The sequence below is a fragment of the Pseudomonas multiresinivorans genome, assembly GCF_012971725.1.
Classification (GTDB): domain Bacteria; phylum Pseudomonadota; class Gammaproteobacteria; order Pseudomonadales; family Pseudomonadaceae; genus Pseudomonas; species Pseudomonas multiresinivorans.
Genome location: NZ_CP048833.1, coordinates 4,110,002 through 4,136,863, shown reverse-complemented (window position 1 = coordinate 4,136,863; position 26,862 = coordinate 4,110,002). Strand labels below are relative to the sequence as shown.

Annotated in this window: 20 protein-coding genes; 6 read left to right on the top strand and 14 right to left on the bottom strand. The window is 67.2% G+C overall.

Features of this window, described 5'->3' with window-relative positions; all coding sequences use genetic code 11:
* Positions 1–7: 7 nt before the first annotated feature.
* The 10 genes from G4G71_RS18675 to phnD form a co-directional block, all read right to left on the bottom strand.
* Positions 8–8,257, bottom strand: coding sequence for a hemagglutinin repeat-containing protein (locus G4G71_RS18675; protein ID WP_169939491.1), 8,250 nt, complete (start codon positions 8,255–8,257; stop codon positions 8–10).
* Between the two features lie 43 nt (positions 8,258–8,300).
* Positions 8,301–8,819, bottom strand: a complete 519-nt coding sequence (locus tag G4G71_RS18670; RefSeq protein WP_054909884.1) for a toxin-activating lysine-acyltransferase — start codon at positions 8,817–8,819, stop codon at positions 8,301–8,303.
* Between the two features lie 10 nt (positions 8,820–8,829).
* Entirely contained in the window at positions 8,830–10,551 is a 1,722-nt protein-coding gene (locus G4G71_RS18665) for a ShlB/FhaC/HecB family hemolysin secretion/activation protein (protein ID WP_240964809.1), read from the bottom strand.
* Positions 10,552–10,981: 430 nt separating this feature from the next.
* The gene (gene phnX / locus G4G71_RS18660) at positions 10,982–11,809 is read right to left on the bottom strand and encodes a phosphonoacetaldehyde hydrolase (RefSeq protein ID WP_169939490.1); all 828 of its coding nucleotides are present in this window, start codon (positions 11,807–11,809) and stop codon (positions 10,982–10,984) included.
* Positions 11,810–11,911: 102 nt separating this feature from the next.
* A complete protein-coding gene (locus tag G4G71_RS18655) occupies positions 11,912–12,772 on the bottom strand; it encodes a LysR substrate-binding domain-containing protein (RefSeq protein ID WP_024763510.1) in 861 nt (286 codons plus the stop codon).
* Between the two features lie 41 nt (positions 12,773–12,813).
* The gene (locus tag G4G71_RS18650; RefSeq protein WP_169939489.1) at positions 12,814–14,109 is read right to left on the bottom strand and encodes an MFS transporter; all 1,296 of its coding nucleotides are present in this window, start codon (positions 14,107–14,109) and stop codon (positions 12,814–12,816) included.
* Positions 14,110–14,236: 127 nt separating this feature from the next.
* A complete protein-coding gene (gene psrA, locus G4G71_RS18645; protein ID WP_169942727.1) occupies positions 14,237–15,325 on the bottom strand; it encodes an iron-containing alcohol dehydrogenase PsrA in 1,089 nt (362 codons plus the stop codon).
* Positions 15,326–15,519: 194 nt separating this feature from the next.
* Complete coding sequence (gene phnE, locus G4G71_RS18640) at positions 15,520–16,338, bottom strand: phosphonate ABC transporter, permease protein PhnE (protein WP_169939488.1); 819 nt, start codon at positions 16,336–16,338, stop codon at positions 15,520–15,522.
* On the bottom strand, positions 16,335–17,135 hold the full coding sequence (gene phnC / locus G4G71_RS18635; protein WP_169939487.1) for a phosphonate ABC transporter ATP-binding protein: 801 nt from the start codon (positions 17,133–17,135) through the stop codon (positions 16,335–16,337). Before phnC ends, phnE begins: the two co-directional genes overlap by 4 nt.
* Positions 17,132–18,004, bottom strand: coding sequence for a phosphonate ABC transporter substrate-binding protein (gene phnD, locus G4G71_RS18630; protein WP_054909880.1), 873 nt, complete (start codon positions 18,002–18,004; stop codon positions 17,132–17,134). Before phnD ends, phnC begins: the two co-directional genes overlap by 4 nt.
* A gap of 111 nt (positions 18,005–18,115) precedes the next feature.
* Between phnD and G4G71_RS18625 the strand changes: the two genes are divergently transcribed.
* The 4 genes from G4G71_RS18625 (at position 18,116) to G4G71_RS18610 (ending at position 21,626) form a co-directional block, all read left to right on the top strand.
* Entirely contained in the window at positions 18,116–18,973 is an 858-nt protein-coding gene (locus G4G71_RS18625; RefSeq protein ID WP_169939486.1) for a LysR substrate-binding domain-containing protein, read from the top strand.
* Positions 18,974–19,059: 86 nt separating this feature from the next.
* Positions 19,060–20,190, top strand: a complete 1,131-nt coding sequence (locus G4G71_RS18620) for an MFS transporter (RefSeq protein WP_169939485.1) — start codon at positions 19,060–19,062, stop codon at positions 20,188–20,190.
* A gap of 44 nt (positions 20,191–20,234) precedes the next feature.
* Positions 20,235–20,618 (top strand): c-type cytochrome, encoded by a 384-nt coding sequence (locus tag G4G71_RS18615; RefSeq protein ID WP_169942726.1) that lies wholly within the window; start codon positions 20,235–20,237, stop codon positions 20,616–20,618.
* Positions 20,619–20,738: 120 nt separating this feature from the next.
* Complete coding sequence (locus G4G71_RS18610) at positions 20,739–21,626, top strand: sterol desaturase family protein (RefSeq protein WP_169939484.1); 888 nt, start codon at positions 20,739–20,741, stop codon at positions 21,624–21,626.
* Here G4G71_RS18610 and G4G71_RS18605 read toward each other — a convergent pair.
* Positions 21,615–22,298, bottom strand: coding sequence for a helix-turn-helix domain-containing protein (locus G4G71_RS18605; RefSeq protein ID WP_054909877.1), 684 nt, complete (start codon positions 22,296–22,298; stop codon positions 21,615–21,617). The two genes, G4G71_RS18610 and G4G71_RS18605, sit on opposite strands and share 12 nt — an antisense overlap.
* Positions 22,285–22,839 (bottom strand): GNAT family N-acetyltransferase, encoded by a 555-nt coding sequence (locus tag G4G71_RS18600; RefSeq protein WP_169939483.1) that lies wholly within the window; start codon positions 22,837–22,839, stop codon positions 22,285–22,287. The genes G4G71_RS18605 and G4G71_RS18600 overlap by 14 nt, the downstream gene beginning before the upstream one ends.
* Positions 22,840–22,999: 160 nt before the next feature.
* On the opposite strand from G4G71_RS18600, the gene G4G71_RS18595 reads away from it, so the two are divergent.
* Positions 23,000–23,989, top strand: coding sequence for a zinc-dependent alcohol dehydrogenase family protein (locus tag G4G71_RS18595; RefSeq protein WP_169939482.1), 990 nt, complete (start codon positions 23,000–23,002; stop codon positions 23,987–23,989).
* A gap of 54 nt (positions 23,990–24,043) precedes the next feature.
* Here G4G71_RS18595 and G4G71_RS18590 read toward each other — a convergent pair whose 3' ends face one another.
* On the bottom strand, positions 24,044–24,817 hold the full coding sequence (locus G4G71_RS18590) for an SDR family NAD(P)-dependent oxidoreductase (protein WP_169939481.1): 774 nt from the start codon (positions 24,815–24,817) through the stop codon (positions 24,044–24,046).
* Positions 24,818–24,996: 179 nt separating this feature from the next.
* On the opposite strand from G4G71_RS18590, the gene gcvA reads away from it, so the two are divergent.
* Positions 24,997–25,914 (top strand): transcriptional regulator GcvA, encoded by a 918-nt coding sequence (gene gcvA, locus G4G71_RS18585; protein WP_169939480.1) that lies wholly within the window; start codon positions 24,997–24,999, stop codon positions 25,912–25,914.
* A 241-nt stretch (positions 25,915–26,155) separates the two neighbouring features.
* Here gcvA and G4G71_RS18580 read toward each other — a convergent pair whose 3' ends face one another.
* Positions 26,156–26,812 carry a hypothetical protein gene (locus tag G4G71_RS18580; protein WP_169939479.1) on the bottom strand — a complete coding sequence of 219 codons (657 nt, stop codon included), beginning with the start codon at positions 26,810–26,812 and terminating at the stop codon, positions 26,156–26,158.
* Between the last annotated feature and the right edge of the window lie 50 nt (positions 26,813–26,862).

The following is a 26,862-nucleotide window of genomic DNA, read 5'->3' as shown; positions in this document are numbered from 1 at the left end:
TGCGGGCTCATGGGGTCGGCGGATAGGTCTTCACCGGGGTGAGTACCGGTTTCTTGTCCGGCATGTCCTGCCAGAACTTCTGGCAGGCAGGGTCGCCGTTGCCGTAGCAGTTGTGCACCGTGTACTTGCCGCCTGCCACGTTCTTGATCTCCTTGAGCGCATTGCTGTCGTCGGGGATGGTGCCGCCGGTACCGGGGTTCCAGCCGATCCAGCCGCCCACCGGGTCGGTCTTGTGGTTCTGCAACTGGACGACCATCTCGTTCTTCTTCTCGTCGCTCATCGCGTCGCGATTCTGCAGCATGGCCAGCAGGTCGTCCGCCTTGGCGGCATTGTAGGCCGGGCCGTAGAAGTTGAGGGTGGTGTTGCTCAGGCTGCCGCTGGGATCGGGCAGCCGTGCGATGGACTCCATGGCGTTGCCGGTGGTCATCGAGCCGCGGCTGTGGCCGTCGATGTGCAGGCCGGTCTCGCCATAGCGCAGCAGCGCGTCGCGGGTCTCGACGGTGGCGTTGGCCAGGCCCCAGAAGTCGTTCTCCAGGTACTTCTGGTAGCCGGCGATGAGCAGCTCGGAGACGGAGTTGCTGGCGTCGGGGAACCAGATGAAGTACTGCGGGCCGTCGGCGGTGCTGTGCTGCGCCGCGTAGCGGGCCGCGCCGTTCTCGTCGTTGAAGATGCCGTTGTTGGCGATGTGCACGCGGCCGTCGCCACCGGCCTGCAGGTTGGCCTTCTCGCTGTCGTCGAGTTCGCGGCGCAGCGGCACGCCGTCCTTGTCGCGCAGTACGTTGCCCTGGTCGTCGGTGAGGATGACGAACATCCGCGCCTTTTCCAGGAACATCTTGCGGTAGGCGTCGTCGGTGAACTGCACGGCCTGGCGGTAGGTTTCGTTCTTGATCGCCTGTTCCGCCTCGGCGGTGCGGCGCATTTCGTCGACGTCCTGGCGCTCGGCGGCGGTATGGGCGTTGGCGGTGTCGCGGTTGAGGCCGGCGACCGTGTCCGCGCCGTTCTGCCCGGTGAGTTGCTGTTGCAGGGCATCGTCGGTGATGACCACGGTGCCGGCGCTGATGGCGCTGCGGGTGTCGCCGGACGACGAGCCGGAGTCCTTGCCCGAGTTCAGCGCGTTGCCGACGATGGCCTTGCCAACGCCGTACTTGCCCTGGGTGACCATGTCGGAACTGAGGTTGACGCCGCTGCTGGTGGCCTTGGCATCCGCCGCGTTGTGGATGTCCGCCTGGGTCAGGGTGCCGGTGCTGAGCCGGTTGCGGCCGGCCTCGATGGCAGCGTCGCTGCTGGCAATCAGGCCGCCCTTGAGGTCGGTGTTGCCGTTCACGCGGATGTCGAAGCCGCCATCGCCTGCCTTGATCCCCGACTGTTCGGTGACGCTGGCGTAGTTGGAGTTCTGCTTGGCCGTGTTGCTGCTGACGCTGCCGCTGGAGGCGCCGTAGCAGAACGGCGGGATGCACAGGCTGACGCCCACGCCCTTGCTCGACTGCTTGGCGTCGTAGGTGCTGGTGTCCTGCAGGCTCTCGATGCTCAGGTTGCCGCCAACGTCGGCAGTGACTTGCGGCGCGCTGACCACGGCGCCATGCAACTGGGTGTCGCCGCCGGACTGCAGGTTGACCTGGCGCCCGCCGTCGACGTGGGTGTTGCTCCACACCAGGTCGTTGCCATCGGCGTTGCCGCGGCTCTGCGAGGCGCCGGCGTTGATGGTGAAGCCGTTCTGCGTGCCGCCCACGGCAAAGCCGATGCCAATGCTGGCGCTGCTGCCCTTGCTGGTGCTGTGCTGCTCGACGGTGTTCTTCGCGGCCAGCAGGGCGATGTCGCCGTCGGCCTTGAGATTGGCGTCGCGCCCGGCGCTGATCTGGCTGCCCTGCACGGTGAGGTCGCTGTCCTTGCCGGCGCCGCTGGCGGTGATGTTCACGTCACGCCCGGCGCTCACGCTGGAGCCGGCGGCGGTGCTGCCGCGCTGCTCGCTGCGGCTCTCGTTCTTGCTCGCGCCGATGGAGATGCTGATGTTGATGCCGCCGGCCTGGGCCGGATTGGCCATGACGGCGGAGGCGGCGCCGGCACCCTCCAGCGCGACGTTGGCGGCGGCCAGGGCCTTCATGCGGTTGTCGTCGGTGCGCTCGGCGGACTTCTTCATCTGCTGCGCGGTCTGCACGGCGGTGATGATCGGGTTGGTCAGGGTGACGGAAAGCCCGCTCTGCTTGAACTTGCTTTCCTGGGTGCTGAGGTGGGCGTTCTGCGCCTCGACGATGTCGACGGTGCGACCTTCGATGTTGACGTCGCCGCTGGGCGCGCTGACCTTGCTGCCGACCTGGCGGTAGGCCTCGCCGGCCTTGATGTTGACGTTGCCGTTGATCGAGCCGACGGTGCTGGCGGCGGCGCTGTCGCCATCGTCGGTGTTCTTCACCGACTGCTGCTGGCTGCCGATGGTGAAGCCGATGCCGCCGCCGCTGAACAGGCCGCTCTTCTTCTCGTCGCGGCTGTGCTGTTCGTTCAGGTGGTCGGTGGCGGAGGCGATGGTGACGTTGCGGCCGGCCACCAGGGTGGTGTCGCCGTTGGACACCACGTTGCTGCCTTCCACCTTGAGGTCGTTGCCGGCGCTGACGTAGGTGGTCTCGCCGCTGAAGGTCGAGCCCTGGGACAGGCTCTCGTTGACCGTGTCGCGGGTGACGATGGTCTTGGAGGAGAACCAGCCGGTCTTGCTCTTGACCTTGTGCGCCTCGTCGGCCATGGCGTTGTTCTGGCTGGCAGTGAGGTTGACGTCGTGGTCGGCGGAGGCCTGCACCGCGCCCTGTTCGCTGGTCACGCTGGCGCCACGGGAGTTGAGGTCGTGGCCGGCGATCATGCGCACGTCGCCCTGGCCCTGCACGCTGCTGGCCACTTCGCCGGCGCTGGACTCCTTGCGCCAGTTGCTGCTGTTCCAGGTCATGCTCTGCTGTTCCTGGACGGCCACGGTGCCGAGGTTGATGTCGTTGCCGGCGCCCAGGGTGGTCTTGCCGCCTGCGCCACTGTTGACCACCTGGGCGGCGTTCAGGTTGAGGTCACGCCCGGCCGTGGCGATCAGCTCGCCGGCCGGGTCGGAGACGAACAGCCCGGCGACCCGCGAGACGCGCGTGGCGCTGCCCTGGGCGCTCTGGGAGTCCTGGGTGCTTGAGGTCAGGTTGATGTCGCGGCCGGCCACGGCGGTCAGGCTGTGGCTGGCGTCGATCAGGCCGCCGAGGTTGTTCAGGTCGCCGGCGGCCTTCACTCCCACGTCGGTGCCGGTCAGGCGGCCACCGAGGTTCTGGATGTTCTGCGCGGTGATCGACAGCACGTTGCGCCCGGCAAGGGTGCCGCTGTTGACCAGATCGTTCTGGATGTTCAGGTCGATGTTCTGCCCGGCCATCAGCGCGCCGGAACCGTCGATGTCGCCCTGGCGAACGCGTACATAGACCTGCGGCACCAAGGCGCGGGTCACGCTGCCATCGGGGAGGGTGACGTCCTTGGCCACCAGCCAGACGATGTCGCTGGTCAGCTGCGCCATCTGCTCGGGAGTGAGGGCGACGCCAGGCACCAGGTTCCAGGCCTGGGCATAGGTCAGGCCGTTGTCGAGCAGCGCGCGGTACTGGGTTTCATCATTGCCGTAGCCGTCGAGGAAGCGCCGCCCGGTGAGCTGGGCGATCTGTTCGCGGATCAGCTTCTGCTCATAGAAGCCATCGCCCAGGCGCGTCAGTGTCAGGCCGGGGTCGAGCTTCAGGCGGTCGAGCATGTAGTCCGAGGACAGCCAGGCTCGGTAGTTGGTGAAGCGCGGGTCGCTCTCGATCAGGTAGCCGCTGGTGGCCTGCGGGTTGACCTGGAACAGGCTGTTGTCCGGCACGCGGGTGTCGATGCCACCAGTGCGGATGGTCTCGGCGACGCCGGCATCGTTCTTGGTCTGCACGGCAGCCACTTCCAGTACCGGGCTGATCACCCGGCCGTTGCCGACGTTGACCTGGGCCGCGCCGGCGCCGCTTGCCGGCTGGTCGACACGGCCCAGGTTGAGATCGCCGACCTGGGTGCCGCTGCCGACGTGGGCGGTGTTCTGCAGGTAGGCGCCGGGCTTGAGGAAGATGTCGACGATGCTGGCTGCGGGGTTGTAGGAGGCGTTGTCGGCGCCCTGCTTGTCCCGACCCTTCTTCTGGATGCGGTAGAAGTGGGTGACGATGCCGCTTTCGGTGGTGACACGCTCGCCGGGGGCCTCGGTGTTTTCCAGGCGGCCCAGGTTACCGCCGATGGTGCCGCCGGCGATGATCCGGCTCTTGTCGTTGAGCGCGTCGGCGACGTCCAGGCGCAGGTTGCCGCCGGCAAGGATCTGTGCCGGATCGGAGCTGAGGATCTGCGTTTCGCGGGTCACGCGGGTGTAGTTGTAGAGGTTCCAGTCCTCGCGCTCGCCTTCCGGGGTGACCAGGTAATCCACCTCGGAGTTGTAGATGGAAATCTGCTCCGGCCTGTAGCGGTTGGTGGAGCCGGTGAGCTGGTACTCGAGGACGCTCTCGCGGCTGACTTCCACTTCCTGGGTGCTGAAGTGTTCGTTGGTGTTGCGTAGCACGGCGCTGGCCAGGCCCATGTCGCCCAGGGCCTCGATGGTGGCGCTGGCGTTGCGGATTTCGCCGGCGCTGCCGGTGGCGTGGCCATTGGCATCCAGGGCGCCGCCGATGTAGAGGTCGCCGGCGCTGAAGAGCAGGGCATGCTCGCGGTTGAGCAGGCTGCCTACGCCAATGTCCAGGCGATTGCGCGCGGCGATCACGGCGGCCTTGCCGTCTTCGACATCGTTGCGCAGGGTGCCGGCGGATACCGACAGCTGGTCGCCGTAGATACGGCCGCTGCCGAGGTTGTTCAGGGTGCCGGCGTAGACACGGGTGGTCTGGCCATCGAGCAGGCCGCGGTTGGTCAGGGTGCCGCTGGTGTCGAGGGTCAGGTTGGTCGCGCTCAGCTCGCCGGTGGCGGTGTTGTTCACGTTGCCGGCTGTCACCTTCAGCGCCTGGCCCGCGACGAGGCGTGCCTGGTTGTCGAGGTTGCCGGCGGTCTGCAGGTCGATGCTGCCGTTGGCCTGCAACTGGCCGCTGTGCACGTAGCTGTCGCTCAGCTTCAGGCTGATATCGCCCAGGCTCAGGGTCTGGCCGTCGCCGCCCAGGCTCCTGCTGTCGATGCTCAGCTTCTGCCCGGCGATCAGCTTGCCGTTGTGGTTGAGGATGGCCAGGGACTTGCTGGCTGCGCCGTCGAGGATGTTCAGGTTCTTGCTGGAGCTGACCAGGCCGCCGCTGTTGTCCAGCTGGCCGCTGCTGTTCAGGGTGAGGGTTTCGTCGGCGCGCACCGCGCCGGACTGGTTGTCGATCTGGCTGGCGCTGAGCGTCAGCGAATGGCCTTCGAGGCCCTGGTCGGTACCCAGGGTGTTGCGGTTGTCGACGCTGCCCGCCGTGACCAGCAGTTTGCCGCCGGCGCGCAGCAGGCTGCCGGCGTTGTCCAGGCGGCCGTTGGCAAGGTCGAGCACGGCGTCGCCCAGGGTCTGCAGCTGCCCGCCACGATTGTCCAGGCCGCTGGCCTTGATGCGCACGTTGCCTTCGCTGGTCAACAGGCCGCCACGGGCGTTGTTGATCTGCGCAGTGGTGAGGTCGAGGTCGCCCTTGCCGCCGATGAAGCCGGCGCTGTTGTCCAGGTTGCCACTGGCAAGGATCACCCCGCCCTTGCCGAGCAGGCCGCCGCTGGCGCCGGAGTCGGTGTTGCCGATGGCCTGGCCATGGGCGTCGATGCGCAGCAGGCCGGCGGCCTGGACCAGGCCGCCCTGGTTGTTCAGCGCGCCGGTCTGCAGCTCAACGCCATCGCTGGCGATCAGCACGCCATTCTGGTTGTCGAGGGTGGCGCGGTTGCTGTCCAGCTTGAGGTTGCCGGCACTGATCAGACCGTTGCTGTTCAGCACTCCTTGGCCGGAGATCGTGATCTGGTGCTGGCCCTCGATGCGGCCGTTGCGGTTGTCCAGGCTGCCCTGGGTGGCGTCGACGGCCACGCTGCCGTCCACCGAGCCGAGCGTGCCAGCCTGGTTGCTGATGCTGCCGCCACGGGCCGTCAGTGCGCCTTTGGCGGCAAGGGTGCCGGTGTCGTTGTTGAGCTTGCCGGCGCTGATGTCGAGCGTGCCGCTGGCGGTGACCTTGCCCTTGGCGTTGACCAGCTCGCCGGCTTCCACGCGCGAGTTGCCGGTCGCCGCGAGGGTGCCGGAGGCATTGTCCAGTTTGGCCTTCACCTTGGCCTGGAGGTCGCCCCCGGCAGCCTGGACGGTGCCGGATTGGTTCAGCAGGGTGCCTGCGTCCAGCTGCACGCCGCCATTGCCGGCGAGGGTGCCGCCGCTGTTGTCCAGCAGGCCGCTGGTGCTGACGCGCAAGGTACCGGCGCCCGTCTGGAGGATTTCGCCCTGGCGGTTGGAGAGCGACGCGGCATCGATGCCGATCTGCCGCGCGACCGTGCTGGCGCCGTCGAGCAGGGCGTCGTTCAGGCTGGCCTGCAACTGGCCGTTGCTGGCGATGGAGCCGTTGCGGCCATCGACGGAGTTCGCGGTGACCTTCAAGGTGCCGCTGCCGGCGTGTTCGATCCTGCCCTGGCGGTTGTTCAGATTCAGTGCGCCCAGGGTCAGGTTGGCAGCGTTGCTGGCGATGCGGCCGTCGCTGTTGTCCAGGGTGCCGGGGAGGGCAAGGGTCATGTCGCCGCTGCCGGTCTGGATGATCTCGCCCTTGCGGTTGGACAGGTCGTGGGCCTGCAGCTGCACGCTGGTGCCGGCCAGCCTGGCCGAATCGGAGGTCAGCTTCTGCGCGATGTTCGCTGCAAGGAGGTTGCCGGCGTCCAGCGTTGCTCCGCTCAGGTCGGCATTGGCGGTGGCATTCAGACGAATGTTCTGAGCGCTGGCCTGGCCCTGTTTGAGGTCAAGGTCGGCGCCGGCGATCCCGAGGTCGCCACCGGCGAGGGTGGCGCCCTGGCTCTTCACCTGCCGGGCGGCGGTGATGTCGAGCCGCCCGCTGGTGCCGATGCTGCCGTCCGCCTGCACGCCGGCGGCCAGGGTGGCCTGGCCGTCGTTGACGATGCCGCTGGCGTTCAGGCTGACGTTCTGCTGCGCCGCGGCGATGCCGCTGTTGTGGATGTCGCCGCGGCTGCTCAGGGCGGTATCTCCCTTGGCGTAGACCGAGCCGCTGTTGTCGATGCCACCGTTGCTGTCCAGGCGGGCGTTGGCGGTGGCGTTGATCTGGCCGCTGTTGCCGATGCGCCCGTCGGCGCTGATCACCACGTCGCCGGCGCTGGCGCCGATCTGCCCGGCGTTGCGCACGCCGACGCCGGATTCGGTGCCGACCAGCATGATCTTGCCGGCATACATGCCGCCGAGCTGGGCGACGTCGATGGCCACCGAGGGCTTCTCGCCGATGCCTTCGATGGGCCGTGCGCTGCTGTTGTCGGCGTTGACCTGGTTGGCCCCGGCGGTGACGCGCAGGTCGTTCGCCCAGACGCCGGCGTTGACCTCCACGGAGCGCGCGATCACGTCGGTGAAGTCGGTCTGGCTGGCGTCCAGGCCCTTGCCGGTGATGGCGATGCGGCCGCCGCGCACCTCGTAGCCCTGCAACTGGCCGTCGACGATCTGCGCGGTACCGGTGGTGAGGGTAGCGCGGTTGGCGTTGATGAAGCCGCAGCCGTCGCAGGCGATGCCTGCCGGGTTGGCGATCACCACCTGGGCGCGGTCGCCGGCCACTTCCACGTAGCCGCGCAGCTGGCTGGGGTTGCTGCCGTTGACCTCGTTGAGGATCACCCGCGCGGTGCCGTTGGCCAGGTTCTGGTTGCCGTCGATCCAGCCGCCGAGCTGGGTCTGCACGCTGGTGCGCGAGTTGTTGAGGATCGCGCCTTGCTGGTTAACGTCGAACTGGCTGTAGGTGTTGCGCGAGACGCCCGCCGCGCTGGGCGTCTGGATGTTCACCTGGGGCACGCCGTTGGCGGAGTTGATCACACCCGGCTGCTGGCCGGGCGGGGCGCCATGGTCGGCGACGATGTCGGCATGGGCCAGCGGGACGGCCAGGCTGATCAGCCCGAGTGTCGCCATCAGGGCAAAACGCAGTGGGCGCAGGCTGACCAGCAGCGCGGCGCCAACGGTGCCCAGCGGGCCTTCCGTGGTGCCCGGTGCCTTGCCGTTGCTGGTGACGTTCTCGGCAACGACCATGAGTTGGCCGCGAGCCTTGTTGAAGACGATGCGGTAGAGGTGCTTGTTCATACAAATCCCTTTGTCGGTTCAGGGCGCAGGCCGCGGGGCGCGCTCAGAGCTGGATGGCCAGCGGGTGGTCGGAGAACCATGCGCGCGCTTCGGCGGGCATGACCGCGACACCCTGGAACTTCTTGATCCTCAGGCCGCGTTGTTCGCCACGGTGGTACAGCGCCCGGCCGCAGCGGTTGGCGAAGAAGTGCCGCTGCAGGACGCGCGACACCGGGACGGAGTGGCCGAACGGCGCCACCCAGTCGTTGAACCAGATGCGCTCGCCGCTGTTCCAGTCGGCGGCCGGCATGCAGATGGCCGGCTGGCTCAGGTAGCGCGCCTCGGCCGCAAGGCTCAGGTTGCTGAAGGCGACGTAGAACACCGGGCGGCCGTTCTGCCGGCCGAGGATGAACTGGCGATGGCTGATCGCCGGCAGCAGCAGGGCGTTGAGCGCGTGCAGCGGGATGTCGCGGTGGGACGCCGAGTGCAGCCACAGCCAGACCGCCGAGCCCAGCGCCTCGGCTTCGCTCCAGGGCTCGTCGAAGAAGCCCGGCGCGGTGATGTCGAATCCGTCGATATGCATGGGCGCCTCCTCAGAAGGACCAGGTCAGGTTGAAGCCGCCGGTGGTGGTGGCGGTGTCGAAGCCCTTGGGCTTGCTGATCGGCTGGCCGACGAAGACGTCGTAGGACACGCCGCGATAACCGCCGCGCAGGCCCAGCACGTAACCGGCCAGGTGGGTGCCGATCAGGTATTTGCTCGACTGCCCGCCGACTTCGCCGTAGTCCACGCCCACGTAGGCTTCCTGGCCGGTCTGGCCGAGCGCCAGCCCGAGGTCGTTGCGGGTCAGCCAGCCACGGTCGGCGGAGAGGATCTGCTCGCCGTCGAAGCCGCGCACGCTGTAGCGCCCGCCGATGGTGAAGCGGTCCTGGGGTACCAGCGGTGTGCGGTTCCATTGCGCGCGCCAGGTGTTGCTGTAGCGCAGGCGCTGGTCGCCCAGGGCGAAGGGCACGCTGAGCTGGGCTTCGGCGGTGATGATCTTGGAGCGCGAGGTGCCTTCGTCGAAGGGTTCCTCCGGCGCCGCCATGGCATTGCGCGCTCCGGTGCCGCGGCGGTAGCCGGTGCTCAGGTAGAGGGTGGAGGCGCCGATGTATTCGGTATGGGTCAGTCCGAACGACCAGCCGGCCATGCGCCGGCGCTGGATCTCGATCTCGGTGTCGTCGATCCAGTTCTTCGAGCGCCGGCTCCAGCCGCCGATGCTGGCGGTGGTCTTGCGCACGGCGTCGCGATAGAGCATGCGGGTAAGGCTGATCTCGTCGTTCTTGCTCTCGCCGCTGTAGCTGTAGTCCTGGTTCGCCCCGGAGATGGTCTGGTGGTAGTCGTATTCGCTGGAGGTCACCCCCAGCAGCCAGTAACCGAAGGGCACCGAGTAGTGCAGGGTGTGGCCGCGCGAGCCGCGATCGCCGGAGTCGCCGCCGCCCAGGTCGTGGTTGTAGCTGAAGTAGAAGAGGTCGCTGAGGGTCAGGAAGTTGTCGAAGGACACCGAGGTGGTGCCCAGGTACTTGCCGGTCTCGTCGGTGCCCGAGTCGTCCACCGAGAGGCTGAAGCGGATCGGGAATTTCTGCCGCCAGGCGATCACCAGGTCACTCTCGCCGGGCTGCGCGCCGGCGCCTTCGGCCGCGGTGATCTGGATGTCGGCGTCGGCGGTGGGGACCCGCTTGAAGTTCTCCAGCGCCTGTTCGATGTCGCGCAGGTTGAGCAGGTCGCCGGGCTTGGCGGGCACGGTGTTCCAGGCGTTGGCGCGGTGCGAGGTGCCCTCGGCGAAGCGGATCGAGCGGATGCGCCCCGGCACCAGGGTCAGCTCCAGGGTGCCGCTCTTCAGGTCCTGTGGCTGCGCCAGCACGCGGGAGGTGACGTAGCCGCGTTCGATGATCGCGTTCTGGATGCGCTTCATCGTCAGGTTGATGCCGTTGGCGCCCAGGCACTGGCCGGTGGCCGGGTCGTCCTTCGGGTCGGCGGCGCGCAGGGCCCACTGGAATTGCTCGGCGGCATCGCCGGTGAGGGTGATCTGGCGGATCGCAAAGCAGGGCGCCTCGTTGCGCGGCAGGCGGTTGCCTTCCAGGCCGCTTGGCGGCAGCTTCAGGCGCACATCCGGCGAGGGTTCCATCTGCTCGCGTAGCGCGCGATCACGTTCCTGCTGTTGCAGAAGCTGCTGGGCGGGGAGCGGGTCGGCGGCCAGGGCGGCGGCGCCACTGCACGCGCCCATGGCCAGGGCGGCCAGTTGCAGGGCAGTTCGAAGGGGAAGATCGACACCCATCCATGGGGCTCGTGGAGCAAGGCAGGAATCTGCCGAAAGCTCTCTACGGGAAGAGAGAAGAGCCATTTCGCATCCTTGTGAAATATCTTGCAATAACTCGTCGTATTATGACGATTGGTCCTGAATCCGACCGTGAATCCGTTCTAATCGCTGTAAATCCGTTGATACACCGCTGTCGGATGTGTAACGCGGATATGACAGTTCCGACGGTTCGAGATGAAGGACGGAAATTTTGTTCCGAATTTTTACAGAGGCCTGACGAACGGTCTGAAATGCTATTGCTGTGATATCACGGTGTGGCATGGCCGATCTTTTGTAGGAGCGAGCTTGCTCGCGAACCGATTCCCCGCGGCGATGTTCGCGAGCAAGCTCGCTCCTGCAGAAAGCAGAAGGCCCGCATCAAGCGGGCCTTCTTTGTTATCGCTCGGGATCAGCTGCTCTGCGGCATCTCGCCCCGCGCCAGACGAGCGTTGATGTCGGCAATCACCGCCGGCAGTTCGGCGATGGTGTCGATCAGATAGTGCGGCCGCGAGCCTTCGAACATCTGGCCGATGCGGCGGCGTTCCTGCTCCAGCTTCTGGGCCGGTAGCGCCTTGTACTGCTCATAGGTCAGGCCCAGGGCGTTGCCCGAGCAGGTCAGCGCCACGGTCCACATGCCGGCGCTGCGGCCTTCGAGGATGCCCGGCCAGGTGTCGTCGACCTTCACGCAGGCCGCGACATCGTTGATGCCCAGGGCGATCACGTTGGCCAGCGCCTGGGCCGGATGCGGGCGGCCGTTGGGCACTTCGTCGGTGGCGACCACGTGGTCGGCGACGTAGCCGTTGGTCTTGGCCAGCGCCACGACCTTCTCCATCACCACCGCCGGGTAGCCGGAGCAGGAACCGATCTTCAGCCCGCCCTTGCGCAGGGTGGCGATGGCTTCCAGCGCGCCGGGAATCAGCGCCGAGTGCTCGGCGATCTTCTCGATCTGCAGCGGCATGAAGCGCTCGTAGATGGCGGTGACGTCATCGTCGCTCGGCACGCGGCCGAACTTGGCCTTGTAGCGCTCGGCGATGGCCGGGATGTCGCACAGGGTGCGGATGTGGTCCCACTTGCCCATTCCCATCGGGCCGCGGGCTTCTTCCAGGCTGACCTGCACGCCGAACTCGGCGAAGGCTTCGACGAAGATCTGGGTCGGCGCGAAGGAGCCGAAATCGACCACGGTGCCGGCCCAGTCGAGGATGGCGGCTTGCAGTTGCTGGGGTTGCTGGTAATGCATGGCGGTGCTCCTGTGAGGGGATTCTTGGTGAAAGGCAGGATGAGCGCGGCCCGCCCGGCGTCATGGCAGGCTCGCGGTGTCACGGGGTGTTCGGGTTGAGAGTCAGGCCGTGGAGTCGAACAGCTCGGCAATGATCGGCCGTTTGCGGCGGATGCCCAGGCAGCACAGGTAGTAGTCGATGTGGAACGGGTCCTCGGCGAAGGCGATGGAGCGCGTGCCGGGTCGGTCGGCGTATTCCACCGCCGAGACGAAGCCCACGCCGATGCCGTGTACCACCGCATGGACGATGGCCTCGCGGCTGTTCAGCTGCATCGCGCAGTCCAGCTCCACACCATGTTGCCGGCAGCCTTCCTCGACCAGCTGGCGGGTGCGCGAGGCCGGCTCGCGCAACACCACGCGCTGGCTGGCGATCTCCTGCACGCTGACCGATTCCTGCTGCGCCCAGGGGTGGTCGTCGCGCACCACCGCGAGGATCGGGCAGGTGCGGTAGAGCTGCGTGCTCAGGCGCTGGTCGAACTCCGAGAGGGCGAGGATCGCCACGTCGATGTCGAAGTTGTACAGCCGCTCCAGGGTGCCGGCCTCGCTGGTGAAGGAGGTCTCCAGCTCGATGTGCGGGTAACGCTGCATCAGCGCGTAGGTCAGGCTCATGGCGATCGGCGGCGACACCGCGCCGATGCGCAACATGCCCTGCTTGCGCTGCTGGAAGCTCTGCAGCAGTTGCAAGGCTTCGTCCTCCTGGCCGAACAGGCCCTGGGTGATCGCGTAGAGCTGCTCGCCGGCGGGGCTCAGCTCGATGAAGCGCCCGCGCCGGTGGAACAACTCCACGCTGAAGCGCTTCTCCAGGCCGCTGACCTGCTCGCTGATGGTCGGCTGTCCGACGCTGAGCAGCGCCGCGGCCTGGGTGAAGCTGCCGGTGCGGGCCACGGCGTGAAAGGAGCGCAACCACTTGTGGTACTGGTACATGAGGTCTCTCTATGAGGAGGGTTTGGCGCATGGCCGTACCCTCAGCGCCGGACGAACAGGGCGACCACCGCACTGCACACGCAGGCCGTGGTGACCACGATGAAGATCAGCGAAGTATTGCCCGTCGTGTCCAGCATGCGACCGATTAGGGGTTCGGCCAGACCCGCGAAGAGGTAGGAGGAGAAGTTCATGATCCCGGTGGCGGTACCGGCGCGGCGCGCGCCGACCAGGTCCGGGCAGAGTGCCCAGAAGCTCGACGCCGGGCCGTAGACGAAGAAGCCGCAGAGGAACAGCGCCAGCAGGCCGATGCCGCTGTGCGCCGGCAGGCTCCACATCCACAGGCTGGTGAGCGCGCCGAGCACCATGTAGAGCATGATCGCGCGGTAGCGCTTGCTGCCGAACAGGCGGTCCGATACCCAGCCATTGCTCAGCGCGCCGACGGCCATGCCGACGGGCAGGGCGATGGTGATCCACTTCGGGTCGATGAAGCTCTGGCCCTTCTGCCAGTCGGCGCCGAGGAAGTGCACTGGCACCCAGACGATCAGCCCGTAGCGCGCGGCGTTCTGGAAGCCCAGGGACAGCGCGGCGACCAGCAGGCGCGGGTTCTTCAGCACCGCCAGGTAGCGCTGGGTCGAGCTTTCCTCTTCACCGTGGGCCGCTTCGCTGGAGCGGTCCTCGGCATTCGCCACGCCGGTGTCGGCCAGCGGCTCGAAGCCCATGTCCTGCGGGCGTTCCCGCGCCACCAGGTAGAACACGATGCCGCCGGCGAGCATCAGCAGCACCGGCAGGCGGAAGATCCAGCGCCACTCCAGGTGCAGGACGTCGATTACCACCACCGAGGTGACGTAAGACAGCACCGAGGCGCAGCCGGCGGCGAACACATAGAAGCCGTAGACCTTGCCGCGCTCGGCGGCGCTCCACCAGTTCGACAGCAGGCGGCTGCCCGGCGCCCAGCCCAGCGCCTGGAAGTAGCCGTTGATGCCCCACGGCAGGATCAGGCTGCCGAAGCCACCAGCGAAACTGGTGACCCAGTTGGCGCCGCAGGACAGCACCGCGCCCAGGCTCATGATGCGCCGGCCGCCGAACTTGTCGGCGAGGTTGCCGTTGATGGCCTGGCCGATGGCGTACATCCAGAGCATGGCGCTGGAGGCCCAGCCGAGGGTTTCCTTGCTCAGGCCGAACTCGGCCTGGATACCGGGGATGGCAAAGCCGAACGTCTGGCGGCCGGTATAGAAGAACAGGTAGCAGAACATCGCGGCGAGCAGCATGCGCCACTGCGCCACGCGGAAGGGCGACACGGATGACTCAAGGCCAGGCAGGGTTTGTGCACGGTTCATGGCGGTTTTCCTTCTTGTTCGCTCGCGCCGGCGCAAGGCTCGGCGTGTCGGCACTCTTCTTCGGTGCAATAGGTTTTCGGTGCAACAGGAAAAGGCGGCAGCCAGGGCCGCCCGGTAAAGGACGGCCTCAGGCGGCTTGCGAGCCGATGAAGTTGCGGCCGCGGGCGCCCTGCATGGCGAAGTCGATCATCGCTTCGGCCTCGGCGGACGTCACGCCGTAGTCGCCGAACTCGGTCTTGACCCCGAGGCGATGGAGGAATTCACGCAGGCGCTGCTGGGCGCCCTTCAGGTCGCTGCCGAAGACGCGTTGCAGCACGCGGTCGCGGTCGGCGTCGCGACCCCAGGCCAGGCCCAGCACCAGCGGCAGGGTGAACGAGCAGGCGATGCCATGGGGCAGACCGTGGCGCAGGGTCATCTCGTAGGAGATGGAGTGGGCCAGCGCGGTCTTGGTGTTGGAGAAGGCCATGCCGGCCTTCAGCGCGGCCAGCGCCATGCGCGAGCGCAGTTCGCGGTTACCGAGGTCCTGCTGCAGGCGCGGCAGGCAGTCGAGGATGTCCTCGATGGCAGAGATGGCGAAGGTGTCGGAGATCGGGTTGGCGTTGTGGTTCCAGATCGATTCCAGCGCGTGGGACAACGCATCCAGCCCGGTGGACACGGTGACCCCGGCAGGCACGCTGAGCATCAGGTCCGGGTCGATCAGCGCCACCTGCGGCCAGGTGCAATCCAGGTGCAGGGAGTACTTCTTCTGCTGCTGCGCGTCCCAGAGGGTCGCCCAGGGCGTCACTTCGCTGCCGGTGCCGGCGGTGGTCGGCGCGGCGATCAGCGTCTTGTGCCGTGCCGGGACGAAGGGCTTGCCGGTGGCCAGCAGGTCGAGCAGTTCGTCGAAGCGCCCGGATTCGGTGCCGACGACCAGCGCCTTGGCGGTGTCGATGGCGCTGCCGCCGCCGAGAGCGAACACCGTGGTGCAGTCGCCCGCTTCACGCCAGAAGCGTTCGTGCACGTCGCGCAGCCAGGCCACGTCGGGGTTGGGTTGCACGTCGTCGATGACGTAGGCGAGGCGGTCGCCCAGCAGGTGGCGGACGCGCTCGATCAGCCCCAGTTGCGCGGCTTCGGGGAAGGTCACCAGGGCGACCTTGCCTTGGCAGAGGTCGGCGATGCGGTCCAGGCTGCCGCCGCCGAAAACGGTGGCGACCGGATTGTGGAATCGGGCAGGCATGGGCAGTTCCTTGTTGTTGTTTGAACGTGCGGCCATGCTCGGGGCCTCGTCGTTTTCGTTCCAATCGATTGATCGCAGGTGGGCATCGGCCTGACCGATAACGGCGGGTGCGGACATCTGGCAAAACTCCAGGCATGAGCCTGCCCGGCGCGCGCCCGGAAGGCGCACGAGGCAGGGGCAAAGGTGAGGGTGGATCAGTGCCGGCCGTTGCCCTGGATGGCGTGGCGCAGGCGATTGGAGAGCAAGTCGGCGAGCACCACCATGACGGTGATGACGAGGATGCAGGTGGCCGTTTCCGGGTACTTGAACAGCTTCAGGCTGCTGACCAACTCGAAGCCCAGGCCGCCGGCGCCGACCATGCCGAGCACGGTGGCCGAGCGCAGGTTGACCTCGAAGCGGTAGAGCACCACGGCGATCCAGGCGGTGATCACCTGCGGCAGCACGCCGAAGGCGATCACCTGCAACGGCCGCGCGCCGGTGGCCTGCAGGGCTTCGATGGGGCCCTGGTCGATTTCCTCGATGCTCTCGGCGAAGAACTTGCCGAGCATGCCCACGCCGTGCAGCGCCAGGGCCAGCACGCCGGGGAAGGGGCCGAGGCCGACTGCCGAGACGAACACCAGGGCAAGGATCAGTTCGTTGATGCTGCGGATGACGTTGAGCAATTGCCGCGTGCCCAGGTACAGCCAGCGGTTGCCGTGCAGGTTGCGCGCGGCGAGGAATCCCAGCGGCACCGCCAGGACGATACCCAGCAGCGTGCCCCAGAGGGCGATCTGCAGGGTTTCCAGCGCCGGGCGCCAGAGGCTGGGGAGGATACTCAGGTCCGGCGGCAGCGAGCGGCTGAGGAAGTCGCCGATCTGTGGCAGGCCGCTGGCCAGTTCGCTCCAGCTCAGTTGCGCGCCCTCGGCGCTCCAGTGCAGCAGGTAGATCACCGCCAGCACGGCAGCGCCGGTGGTCAGCCAACCGCGCTTGCTCTGTGGCGTCTCGACCATCCACTGATGGCTTCGCAGGTTCATGCGCCGGCTCCTGTGCTGCTGGTGTACACCGCGCGAGCCGCCGTCTGGTAGGCGGTCGCCTCGCTGCTCGGGCGTTGCTGGTAGATCCGCTGCAGGGCCGAATCATCCAGTTCCCCGGCGCTGCCGTCGAAGACCACGCGGCCATTGGCCAGGCCGACGATGCGGTCGCCGAACTCGCGCGCCAGGTCCACCTGGTGCAGGTTGCACACCACGGTGATTCCCAGGGTGCGGGTGGCTTCGCGCAGGTAGTGCATGACCAGTTGCGCGGTCTTCGGGTCGAGGCTCGCCACCGGTTCGTCGGCGAGGATCACCTGCGGCCGCTGGGCCAGCGCGCGGGCAATGCCGACGCGCTGCATCTGCCCGCCGGACAGCGAATCGGTGCGCGCATCGGCCTTGTGTTCCAGCTCCACCCGGCGCAGGCATTCGCGGGCCAGGGCGATGTCCTCGCGGCTGAACAGTTGCAGCACCGAGGCGAGGGTGCCGACGCAGCCCAGGCGTCCGGTGAGCACGTTCTTCAGTACCGACAGGCGCGGCACCACGTTGTGATGCTGGAAGATCATCGCCACCCGGCGGCGCAGTTCGCGCTGGTCGCGGGGCAGCAGCGCATCGACCCCGGCGACCTGCAGCGTGCCGCTGTCGGCCTGCGCCAGGCGGTTCATGCAGCGCAGCAGGGTGGACTTGCCGGCGCCGGACTGACCGAGGATCACCACGAACTCGCCGGCCTCGATGCGCAGGTCGATCCCGCGCAGCACCGGGTTGTCGCCGTAGCCCTTGGTCAGTTGGGCGACGCGGATCATTTCAGGCTCCGCAGGTCGAGGTCGAGCACCTTGGCGGTGTCGCGCACGACGTTGTAGGCGGCGTCGTTGGTGGGCTGGAAGCCATTGAGCATGCCCTGGTCGCCCCACGGTACGTCCTTGATCGAGGCGAACGCGGCGACCAGTTTCTTCTGCAGTTCCGGGTCGAGGTTCTTGCGCCAGACCATGGGCGACTCGGGGATGTCGTCGGATTTCCAGACGACCTGGAAGTCGTCCTGCTGCACCTGGCCGGCGCTGATCGCGCCGGCGAGGATGCGGTCGGCCACGGCGGCGGCATCCACCTTGCGGTTCTCCACGGCGAGGATGCTGGCGTCGTGGGAGCCGGAGAAGATCACCCGTGAGAACAGCGCCTTCGGGTCATGCCCGGACTGTTCCAGGCCGGCCTTGGGGAACAGGTGGCCGGAGGCCGAGCTGGGGTCGACGAAGGCGAAGGTGTGGCCCTTGAGGTCGTCCAGGCTGCGGATGCCGCTGTCCTTACGGGCGATGATCAGGCTGTGGTAGGCGCTGCTGCCGGTCTTCTTGGTCACCGCCACGGCGAACGCGTCGGCGCCGGCCACCTTGTTCGCCAGCACATAGGAGAATGGTCCGAGGTAGGCGACGTCCAGCTTGCCGGCGCGCAGGGCTTCGATCACGCCGTTGTAGTCGGTGGCGACGAAGGGCTTCACCGGCATGCCCAGGCGTTCCTGCAACTGGTCGAGCACCAGTTGGCTGCTCTTGATCATGGCCTGGGAATCCTCGGAGGGGATCAGGCCGACGGTGAGGGCGTCCTGTGCCTGGGCAGTCGAGAGCAGGGCGGAGGCGAAGGCGAGCGGCAGCACGGCGAAGCGGAACAGTCTGGTCAGCGAAGTCATGGCGTTACCCGGAGGTTGTGTTCGGTAGCGCCAAAGCTAGGGCTGTCATGTGACAGTCACGCCATCAGATCAATATTGGTTTTCTCGGCAAACCATTGATAGGAGCTATGGATGTCCACCGCCCGCCTGCGCACTTTCCTCGCCGTCGCCCGCCACGCCAGCTTCAGCGCTGGCGCACGGGCCATCGGCCTCAGCCAGCCGACGGCGACCACGCAGATCCAGGGCCTGGAGCGGGAGTTCAACGTCGAGCTGTTCCACCGCCGTGGCCGACGCATCGAGCTGACCGCAGTGGGCCGTGCCTTGCTGCCCATTGCCCAGCAGATGTCGATGCTCGAGTCCGAGGCGACCAACCTGCTGCGCGATTCCGGCCAGCTCAATCGCGGCCAGCTGAAAATCGGTGCGGTGGGGCCGTTCCATGTGATCGAGATGGTCGACCGCTATCGCCGCGACTATCCGCAGATCGACGTATCGATCCGTATCGGCAACTCGGCGTCGGTGCTCGCGGACCTGGAGAACTACGTGACTGATGTCGGCGTGCTGGCCGGGCTGCATGACGATCCGGCCTTCGTCGCCGAGCTGTATGCGCGGCACCCGGTGATCCTCTTCGCCCACGCCGAACACCCCTTTGCCCGCCACGACGAGGTGCCGGTGCAGGCGCTCCAGGGCCAGCCGCTGCTGCGCCGCGAGCAGGGCTCGACCACCCGCGTCGCCCTGGAGCGGGTGCTGGAAGAAGCGGATGTCACACCACGCATCGCCATGGAGATCGGCAGCCGCGAGGCGCTGCGCGAGGCGGTGATCCGTGGCATCGGCATCGGCGTGGTGTCCGAGGCGGAGTACATCGCCGACCCGCGCCTGAAGGCCATCCGCATCGCTGGCGATCCGGTGTTCACCGAGACCTACCTGTACTACCTGGCCGAGCGCCGCAGCAGCCAGGTGATCGCCTCCTTCCTGCGCACACTCGCGCGATAGCACAGCCGCCGGGGCGGGCGTAAGGCTTGTCTTGCGGGCCGGGGGCCGGGTTATCCTGCGGGCCCCGTCGCCGTCACGAGACTGTCATGTCGTCCGCTGCCGAGCAGGCGCTGCTGCGCCGCGCCGATCGAGATTCGCGCAACTCCGCCCAGGTGCTCGGCCTGTGCCTGCCGGCCGACGTGCTGCTCTACCTGCTGCTGCCGATGTACGCGGCGGACTTCGGCGTGACGCTGGTGGAAGCGGGCATCCTGCTGGCGGCCAACCGCCTGGTACGCATCGTCGGCTACGGCTGGGTGGTGCGTTTCTACGCTCGTCATGGTGACCGTGCGGCCTGCAGCCTTGCTGCGTTTGCCACGGCGTTCTGCGCGCTGGCCTCGGCGACGCTCTCCGGGTTTGCCACGTTGCTGGTGTTTCGCCTGGTCTGGGGCCTGTGTTTCGCCACCTTCAACCTCAGCACCCAGACCCTCGCCACCGCTGAAGCTCAAGGCGCCGCGCGGCGCGCCGGACGCTCGCGGGCGACCTTGTCCATCGGGCCGATGCTGGCCCTGCCGCTGGGGGCGGTGATGGCCCAGGCCTTCGGGCCGCGCAGCGTGTTCTTCGTGCTCTGCGTGGCAGCCCTGTGCGGCCTCTGGCGTGCCCGCGCGCTGCCGGCCAAGGGGCACGAGATTCCCGTCAGCAGCGGTCGCCGCCTGCGCCTGCCGGACAGCATCGCCACCTGGTCCTTCATCGAAGGCGTGACCCTGGACGGCCTTTTCGTCTTCGGCCTGTCGCTCTACGCGCAGACGCACCTGGGCGCTACCGGTGTGCTGGTGGCGGGCATCCTGATGGCCGTGCGGTATCTCAGCGAGATGCTCTTCAGCCCCTTCGGCGGCCGGCTGGCGGATCGCTTTGGCGCCCTGCGCATGCTGGTGGTGCTGTCGCTGGCCACTTCGCTGGCGCTACTGATGTTCGGCAGTTATTGGCTGTTCATCGGCGCCTTCTTCGTGCTGGTCCTGCGTGCGCTGCAACTGCCGCTGGTGGTGACGCTGGTGGCCAGCCGCAATCCGCAGGCGCGCATCCAGGCGCTGGCCGGCAACGCAGTGTGGCGCGATATCGGCGCCGGGCTCGGGCCGATCCTCGCCGGCGTGCTGCTGCCGCAGGTGCCGGCGATCTGGGCCTATGCGGGCGCGGCTCTGGTGCTGGCGCTCAGTGCGCTGAGTTGTGCCTGGCGGCGCTGAGCGGTGTGCTCTGGATTCAGGTTTTATTGGCTTTGCAAGGACGCGTGAAAGTGAAGGTATTGTTCATAGGCCTATCGGGGATTCTGTCGCTCGCTCAGATATCGCCAACATTCGCCGAGAGTCTCAACGGCAAGAATCTCTACTCGCAGCGGTGCGCCGTTTGCCACGGAGCGGATATCAAGGCGACGGGGCCGCTGGCCAACAAGAGCAATCCCCCTACGCCCGATCTCACAACACCCGCTTTCAGGAAGCGCCTGAGTGACTATCCGGGTGTCATCGTGTCTTCGGTGGTGCTTCGTCCCAATGGAAGCCTGATCCCCCGGACATTGCGCGAGAACGGCGTGAAGATGCCGCCGCACGCCTGGACCATCGATGACCTGCGCGATCTGAACCAGTACATGACGGCCGTGATTGCCAGGAGTCGATGATGTCGGTTTGGGGCGCGCAGCAATTCGGCAGCCAGTTCGAGGCTGAATGCGCGGATTGTTCAAGCGCCGGTGACGCGGCAAAGGGAACACTGGCGACTCCCATTGCACCGGAGCTGCCCCATGCGACACCTCTACGCCCCCGCGTTCTTCTTCGGCTTCATCGGCCTGGCCCTGTATCTGGTTGGTGAAGGCGTATCGCTGCTCTGCCTGCCGGCGCTGTTGCCGCTGGCGATCCTGCTGGCCTTTCTTGCCGAGCGGTTCTGGCCATATCGAGCGGGCTGGAGCGAGAGTCACGGCGATGGCGTCCGCGACCTGGTCCACGCGCTGGTCAACGAGACGCTGAATGCCTTGGGTATCGCCGCCATTCCGTTGATGGCTTTGTGGTTGCCACATTTCGCCCTGTGGCCGGTGGACTGGCCACTGGCGCTGCAATTGCTGGCGGCGCTGCTGATCGCTGACTTCGGCATCACCCTGGTGCACTACGCCAGCCACCGTTCCGCGCTGCTCTGGCGTCTGCACGCGGTGCACCACAGCGTGACGCGCATGTACGGCTTCAACGGCCTGATGAAGCACCCGCTGCACCAGATGCTCGAAGCCCTGGGCGGTACGCTGCCGCTGTTGTTGCTCGGTGTTCCTGTGGAGGTTGCGGCGTTGCTGGCCTTCGCCATCGCCATCCAGTTGCTGCTGCAGCACAGCAACGTCGCCATGCGCATCCGTGTGCTGCGCCATGTCTTCGCCTGGGCGCCGCTGCACCGCCTGCATCACCTGAAGTACGGCACCGCGGGCGACGTGAACTTCGCGCTGTTCTTCAGCTTCTGGGATCGCCTGCTGGGCACCGCACTGCACTTGCCGGACTACGAACTGACGGAGGATGACGTGGGGATCGGCGACCGGCCGGACTACCCGGTGGCGTACTGCGCGCAGCTCGCCGAGCCGTTCCGACGCGCCGATGCAGCGCACCCGCAGGCCCCATTGCCGGCAGAGCTGCGCCGCGTACTAGTCGAGTAGCCGCAGCTTCAGTTGGCGCAGCGTCAGGTCAGCGCGGATGCCGAACTGGCTGCGCACGCTGCGGGAGAAGTGCGCGGAATCGGCGAAGCCCGCCGCGATGGCCGCGCTGGTCAGGCTGTCGCCGGCCATGGCCAGACGCAGCGCCTGGCGCAGCCGCTGCCAGAGCACCAGGCGGCGCACCGACAGCCCCAGCGTGCCGCTGAACAGCCGCTCCAGTTGGCTCAAAGATAGCGCGGCTTCTTCGGCCAGTTCCTGGGCGGGCAGGGCGCCATCGTCCAGGGCGCGGATTCGTTGCAGGGCCTTGCCCAGGCGCGGATCGAGTTCACGGCGAGGCAGGGCTTGCAGTTGCGCGGCGAGCGCTGGCAGGTCCGGCCCGGTTGCTCGGCAGACGCGCTCCAGGTCGGCCAACTCGAAAGCCAGCGGTTCGGCGAAGAGGGTGATGACGGGCTGCTCGCTGGCCTGAATGGCATGGCGCCGGTTCGACGGAATGACCAGCAGCGACCCTCGCTGCGGTTGCTCGTCCACCAGCGCCTGCACCTCGTCTGCGCGAGCCATCAGCAGCTGATGCGCGTAGTGCGCGTGTGGGCGGGCGTGGCCGGTGGTGCCGGCGACCAGGCAGAAGTCCGCGCCCAGCCACAGCTCGCCTTGCCAGGCCCGTTCAGTCGGCTGCATGGCGTGCCAGCCATTCTTCGCGGGTCAGCTCCCAGGTTTCCCGCGGCAGCACGCCGCTGACGAAATGGCCTTCGCTGTTGTCGATGCAGCGCATGCCTTCGCGTTCGGAAATGCGCCGCGAGCCCTGGTTGACGATGGCCTTGGGCACCTGCATGAGCGGCCGCTCCAGGGTCAGGAACCAGTAGCGGGTGACCGCTTCGCAGGCCTCGGTCATGTAACCCCGGCCTTGCCACCTCGGCGCGAGCCAGAACCCCCGGTGATTGCCGGGTTGGTCGAAGAGGGAAATGCTGCCGATGGCGTCGCCGGGTTCGCTGGCCAGGCGGATCATCCAGTGCCACTCCTCGCCGCGCGCCATTGCCGGCAGCGCCAGGTCGCGCACGTAGGTCAAGGCACCGTCATCGGGATAGGGCCAGGGCACGCGGCTATCCAGATAACGCACCACTTCCCAGTGCGGGAACAGGCGCTGGATGGCGTCGGCATCCGCCAGTTGCAGGGGCGTGAGCAGCAGACGCTCGGTACGCAGGGTGGGCAGGCTATCCATGTCGAGGTCCTGTGTTCGGACGAGCAGTCTGCGGCTTTTCGCTCGCCCTTGGCCAGCCGGATGACGCGCCCGCTCCGAATGGTCGGGCGACCCCGCATGAATTTCCTACACTCCCATTCCGGTCGGCGCCTTCGCCCCGGCCCGCTGAAGAGAGGTTGTCATGGCCCGCATTGTCAGAATCCACCAATACGGCGACGCCAGCGTCCTGAAACTGGAAGCGGTGGACGTGCCCGCGCCAGCGGCGGACGAGGTGCAGATCGCGGTCAGGGCCTTCGGCCTGAACCGCGCCGAAGTGATGTTCCGCAACCACGCTTACCTACAGGAAGCCGAGTTCCCCAGCCGCCTGGGCTACGAGGCCGCCGGTGTGGTGAGCGCGGTGGGCAGCGCCGTGAAGGACATCGCGCTCGGCGACGCGGTGAGCCTGATCCCGCCGCTGGATATCGCCCGCTGGGGCACCTACGGCGAAGTGGCCAACGTACCGGCCTACCTGGTGGTGAAGCACCCGCAGAACCTCAGCTTCGAACAGGCCGCCGCGTCCTGGATGCAGTACGTCACTGCCTGGGGTGCGCTGGTGGAGCAGGCGAAGCTGTCGAAGGGCGAGTTCGTGCTGGTCACCGCCGCCTCCAGCAGTGTCGGCCTCGCCGCTTTCCAGATCGCCCGCATGGTGGGCGCCACCTCCATTGCCGTCACCCGCACCCAGGCCAAGAAGCAGGCGCTGCTGGAGGCGGGCGCCGATCACGTGATCGTCAGCGACGATGAAAATATCGTCGAGAAGGTCATGGCGCTGACCGGCGGGCAGGGCGCACGCGTGGTGTTCGATCCCATCGGCGGGCCTGGTTTCGAGGTGCTCACCCAGGCCATGGCCCGCGGCGGCATCCTCCTCGAATACGGCGCTCTGAGCCCGGAACCGACGCCTTTCCCGCTGTTCACCGTGCTGGGCAAGAGCCTGACGCTCAAGGGTTACCTCTACGCCGAGATCGTCGCCGACCCGGCGGCGCTGGAGCGCGCCAAGGCGTTCATCGTCAAGGGGCTGGAGTCCGGAGCGCTGAGCCCGGTGATCGCACGGACCTTCCCGCTGGAACAGATCCAGGACGCCCATCGCTTCCTGGAAGCCAACCAGCAGGTAGGCAAGATAGTCGTCACGGTCTGACGGAGGGCGCAAGGCCACGGGCGCCCGGCAATTCGCTGCCGGGCCCCGGTATCTTCACTGACGGCCGGCGGTGACTCCACCGTCCACCGGCAGTACGGTGCCGGTGATCCACGAGGCCTCGTTGGAAGCGAGGAACAGGATCGCCGCCGCCACGTCGCCCGGCTGGCCATTGCGGCCCAGTGGGTGGAAGGCGTTGAAGGTGGGCAGCACCTGTTTCACCTGTTCGGCATCCATGAAGGTGCCGTAGACCGGCGTCTCCACGACGGCCGGGGCCACGGTGTTGATGCGGATGTTCGAGCCGGCCAGTTCGATGGCCAGGTTGCGGGTCAGCGCATGCACACCGGCGTTGGCGGCGGAGTAAGCCGCCGACGGCGTGGCGCCGATGGCCTGGATGGCCCACAGCGAACCGGTCTGCACGATGGCGCCGCCGCCGCGCTGTAGCATGGCCTTGGCTGCCGCCTGGGCCATGAAGAACTTGCCCTTGAGGATGGTGTCGAGGAAGGCATCGTATTCCTCCGGGCTGACTTCCAGGAACGGCTTGGGCGTGAAGATGCCGGCGTTGTTGATGAGGATGTCGACGCCGCCGAACTCGCGCTGTGCCAGTTCGACCAGCGCCTGGGCGGTGGCCGGGTCGGCGATGCTGCCGGCGAGGGTGCGTACGCGTTGGCCGCTGGGGTCGATTTCACGGGCTGCGGTCTGCAACTTGCCGCCGTCGCGACCGCCGATGACTACGCTGGCGCCCGTCTCGACGAGGCGCCGCGCAACTTCCTTGCCGATACCCGAGCCGCCGCCGGTGATGATGGCTACCTTATTAGAAAAACTATTCATGGTGGGAATCCTCGTTGTGTCCGGGAGGACAGTGGCCTGCGATTGTCGAGCCCTGCTCGGATAGGCGTATCTGCTATCCTCCTGGCATGGATAAGGCTCTGGTCCGGTACGCATTGTCGAACCGGGCGAGGCGGCCAACAACGCAGAAGATCTTCGCTGACGAAATAGAAAAACTATCGATGACCACTCCGGCTTACTTGAATGCCCTGCGCGCCTTCGATGCAGCAGCACGGCACCAGAGTTTCTCTGCCGCGGCGGCGGAGCTGAATGTCACCCCGGCGGCAGTAGGCCAGCAGGTTCGAAATCTCGAATCGTGGCTGGGCGTCGCCCTGTTTTCCCGTGCCAGTAGCGGAAACGCGCGGCTGACGCTGACCGATGCGGCACGCGCCGCGCTGCCGGATATCCGCGAAGGGTTCGAGCGCCTGGCGACCGGCCTGGCACGGCTGAAGGACACCGGCGTGCAGGCCGGGCTGACGGTCGCGGTGAGTCCGGCCTTCGCCTCGAAATGGCTGCTACCGCGCATCGAGGGTTTCCAGCAGGCTTATCCGAGCCTCGATGTGCTGCTGGACACCAATGCGCGCGCAGTGGATTTCCAGATCGAACGCATCGATGTCGGCGTGCGCTATGGCCGTGGAAAATGGCCCGGGCTGCAGGCGGTGCGGCTGATGAGCGAGACGATCTTCCCGGTGTGTGCGCCGGACTTCCCGTTGCTCAGGGGCGGCAGGCTATCGGCCAAGGCGCTTGAGCGCGCCACGCTGATCCACGATCTGTCCATGGCCCACGACCCGGACTTCCCGACCTGGCGCATGTGGCTGGACGCTGCCGGCCATGGGGAGGTCAAGGCAAGCCACGGCCTGCGCATCAACAACTCGGCGGCAGTGTTGCAGGCGGCGATGGATGGCCAGGGCCTGGCGTTGGCCCGCAGCGTGATGGTGCGTGATGACCTGGACGCGGGGCGGCTGATTCGGCCTTTCGCCGACCGGGGTGTGAACTGCCCGCTGACTCAGGCCTACTACGTGGTCTATCGCCCGGAGTGTGCCGAGCTGCCCAAGGTGCGGGCGTTCCGCGACTGGCTGCTGGCCGAAGCCTGGCAGTGAGGCGGCGCGCCCAGGCTGAGTCCGATTCCCGGAGTGCGCCGTCGATGAGCCCTTTCTCGATCTGATTCTTGAGCGCTTCGCTGCGCGCTCAGCTGCAGGGTCAGCGGCATGGGAGTTCCGGAGGTGGGTGCGCAAGCCGGATGATGGCACGGCCGCGGCCAGTCGTCAGCGCAGAAAGACTCGCCGCCGGATGACCAGGGCTGCGGCGAAGTGAAGGTCTGCCAGTGGAGGGCGAGAGGGCTTACTTGCGCAGGACGTAGATGCGTACCCCGTCCAAGCCGGGAATTACGTTGCAATGGTGGATCTGGGTAAAGCCCAGGCGCTGGAACTCGCGTTCCAGGGCGCGCGCGTTGGCGAAGTCGGGGCCGATGGGGTGCGGGTCCGAGCCGCAGGGGCAGGGCTGCGTGTCGTCGAGCGAACTCGAATGGCCGATGCGGGCGAACAGGATCACGCTGTCGCGCGTCACCGGAATCCATTGGTTCAGCAGGCGGATGTTGCGGCTGTTGCAGGCAGTCTGGGGGATTTCCGGAAGCAGTAGGCAATCGACCGAGCCCTTGCGCAGTTCGGCGTCCTCCAGCGGCGCCGGCAGATCGCGGATCCGCCGTTTCATCGCTTCGGGGAGCTTGCGGTGGGCGTCGGCCAGCGAGTCGCCGGACGGGCAGGTCGCGACGATGATGCGGTTGCTGTGTTCCAGCAGCACGGGCCAGGAGGCGCCGGGCGACTGCGAGACTTCCAGCATCAGGATAGGCTCCTCGGCCATGCGCAGGGCCAGGCGCAGCAGACGCTTTTCCCGCCACTGGCGAATCCGCCGGCAAAGCCCGACGCCGGACGAACCGCCGGCCAGGGCATCGGTCTGGTGTCGGGAGGAGGGGGTGAGCAGGCGCTGGGGATCGTTCATGGGCATGGACTCGTCAGTTACCGCCCATTGTCGAATCGCGCGATCAAGGT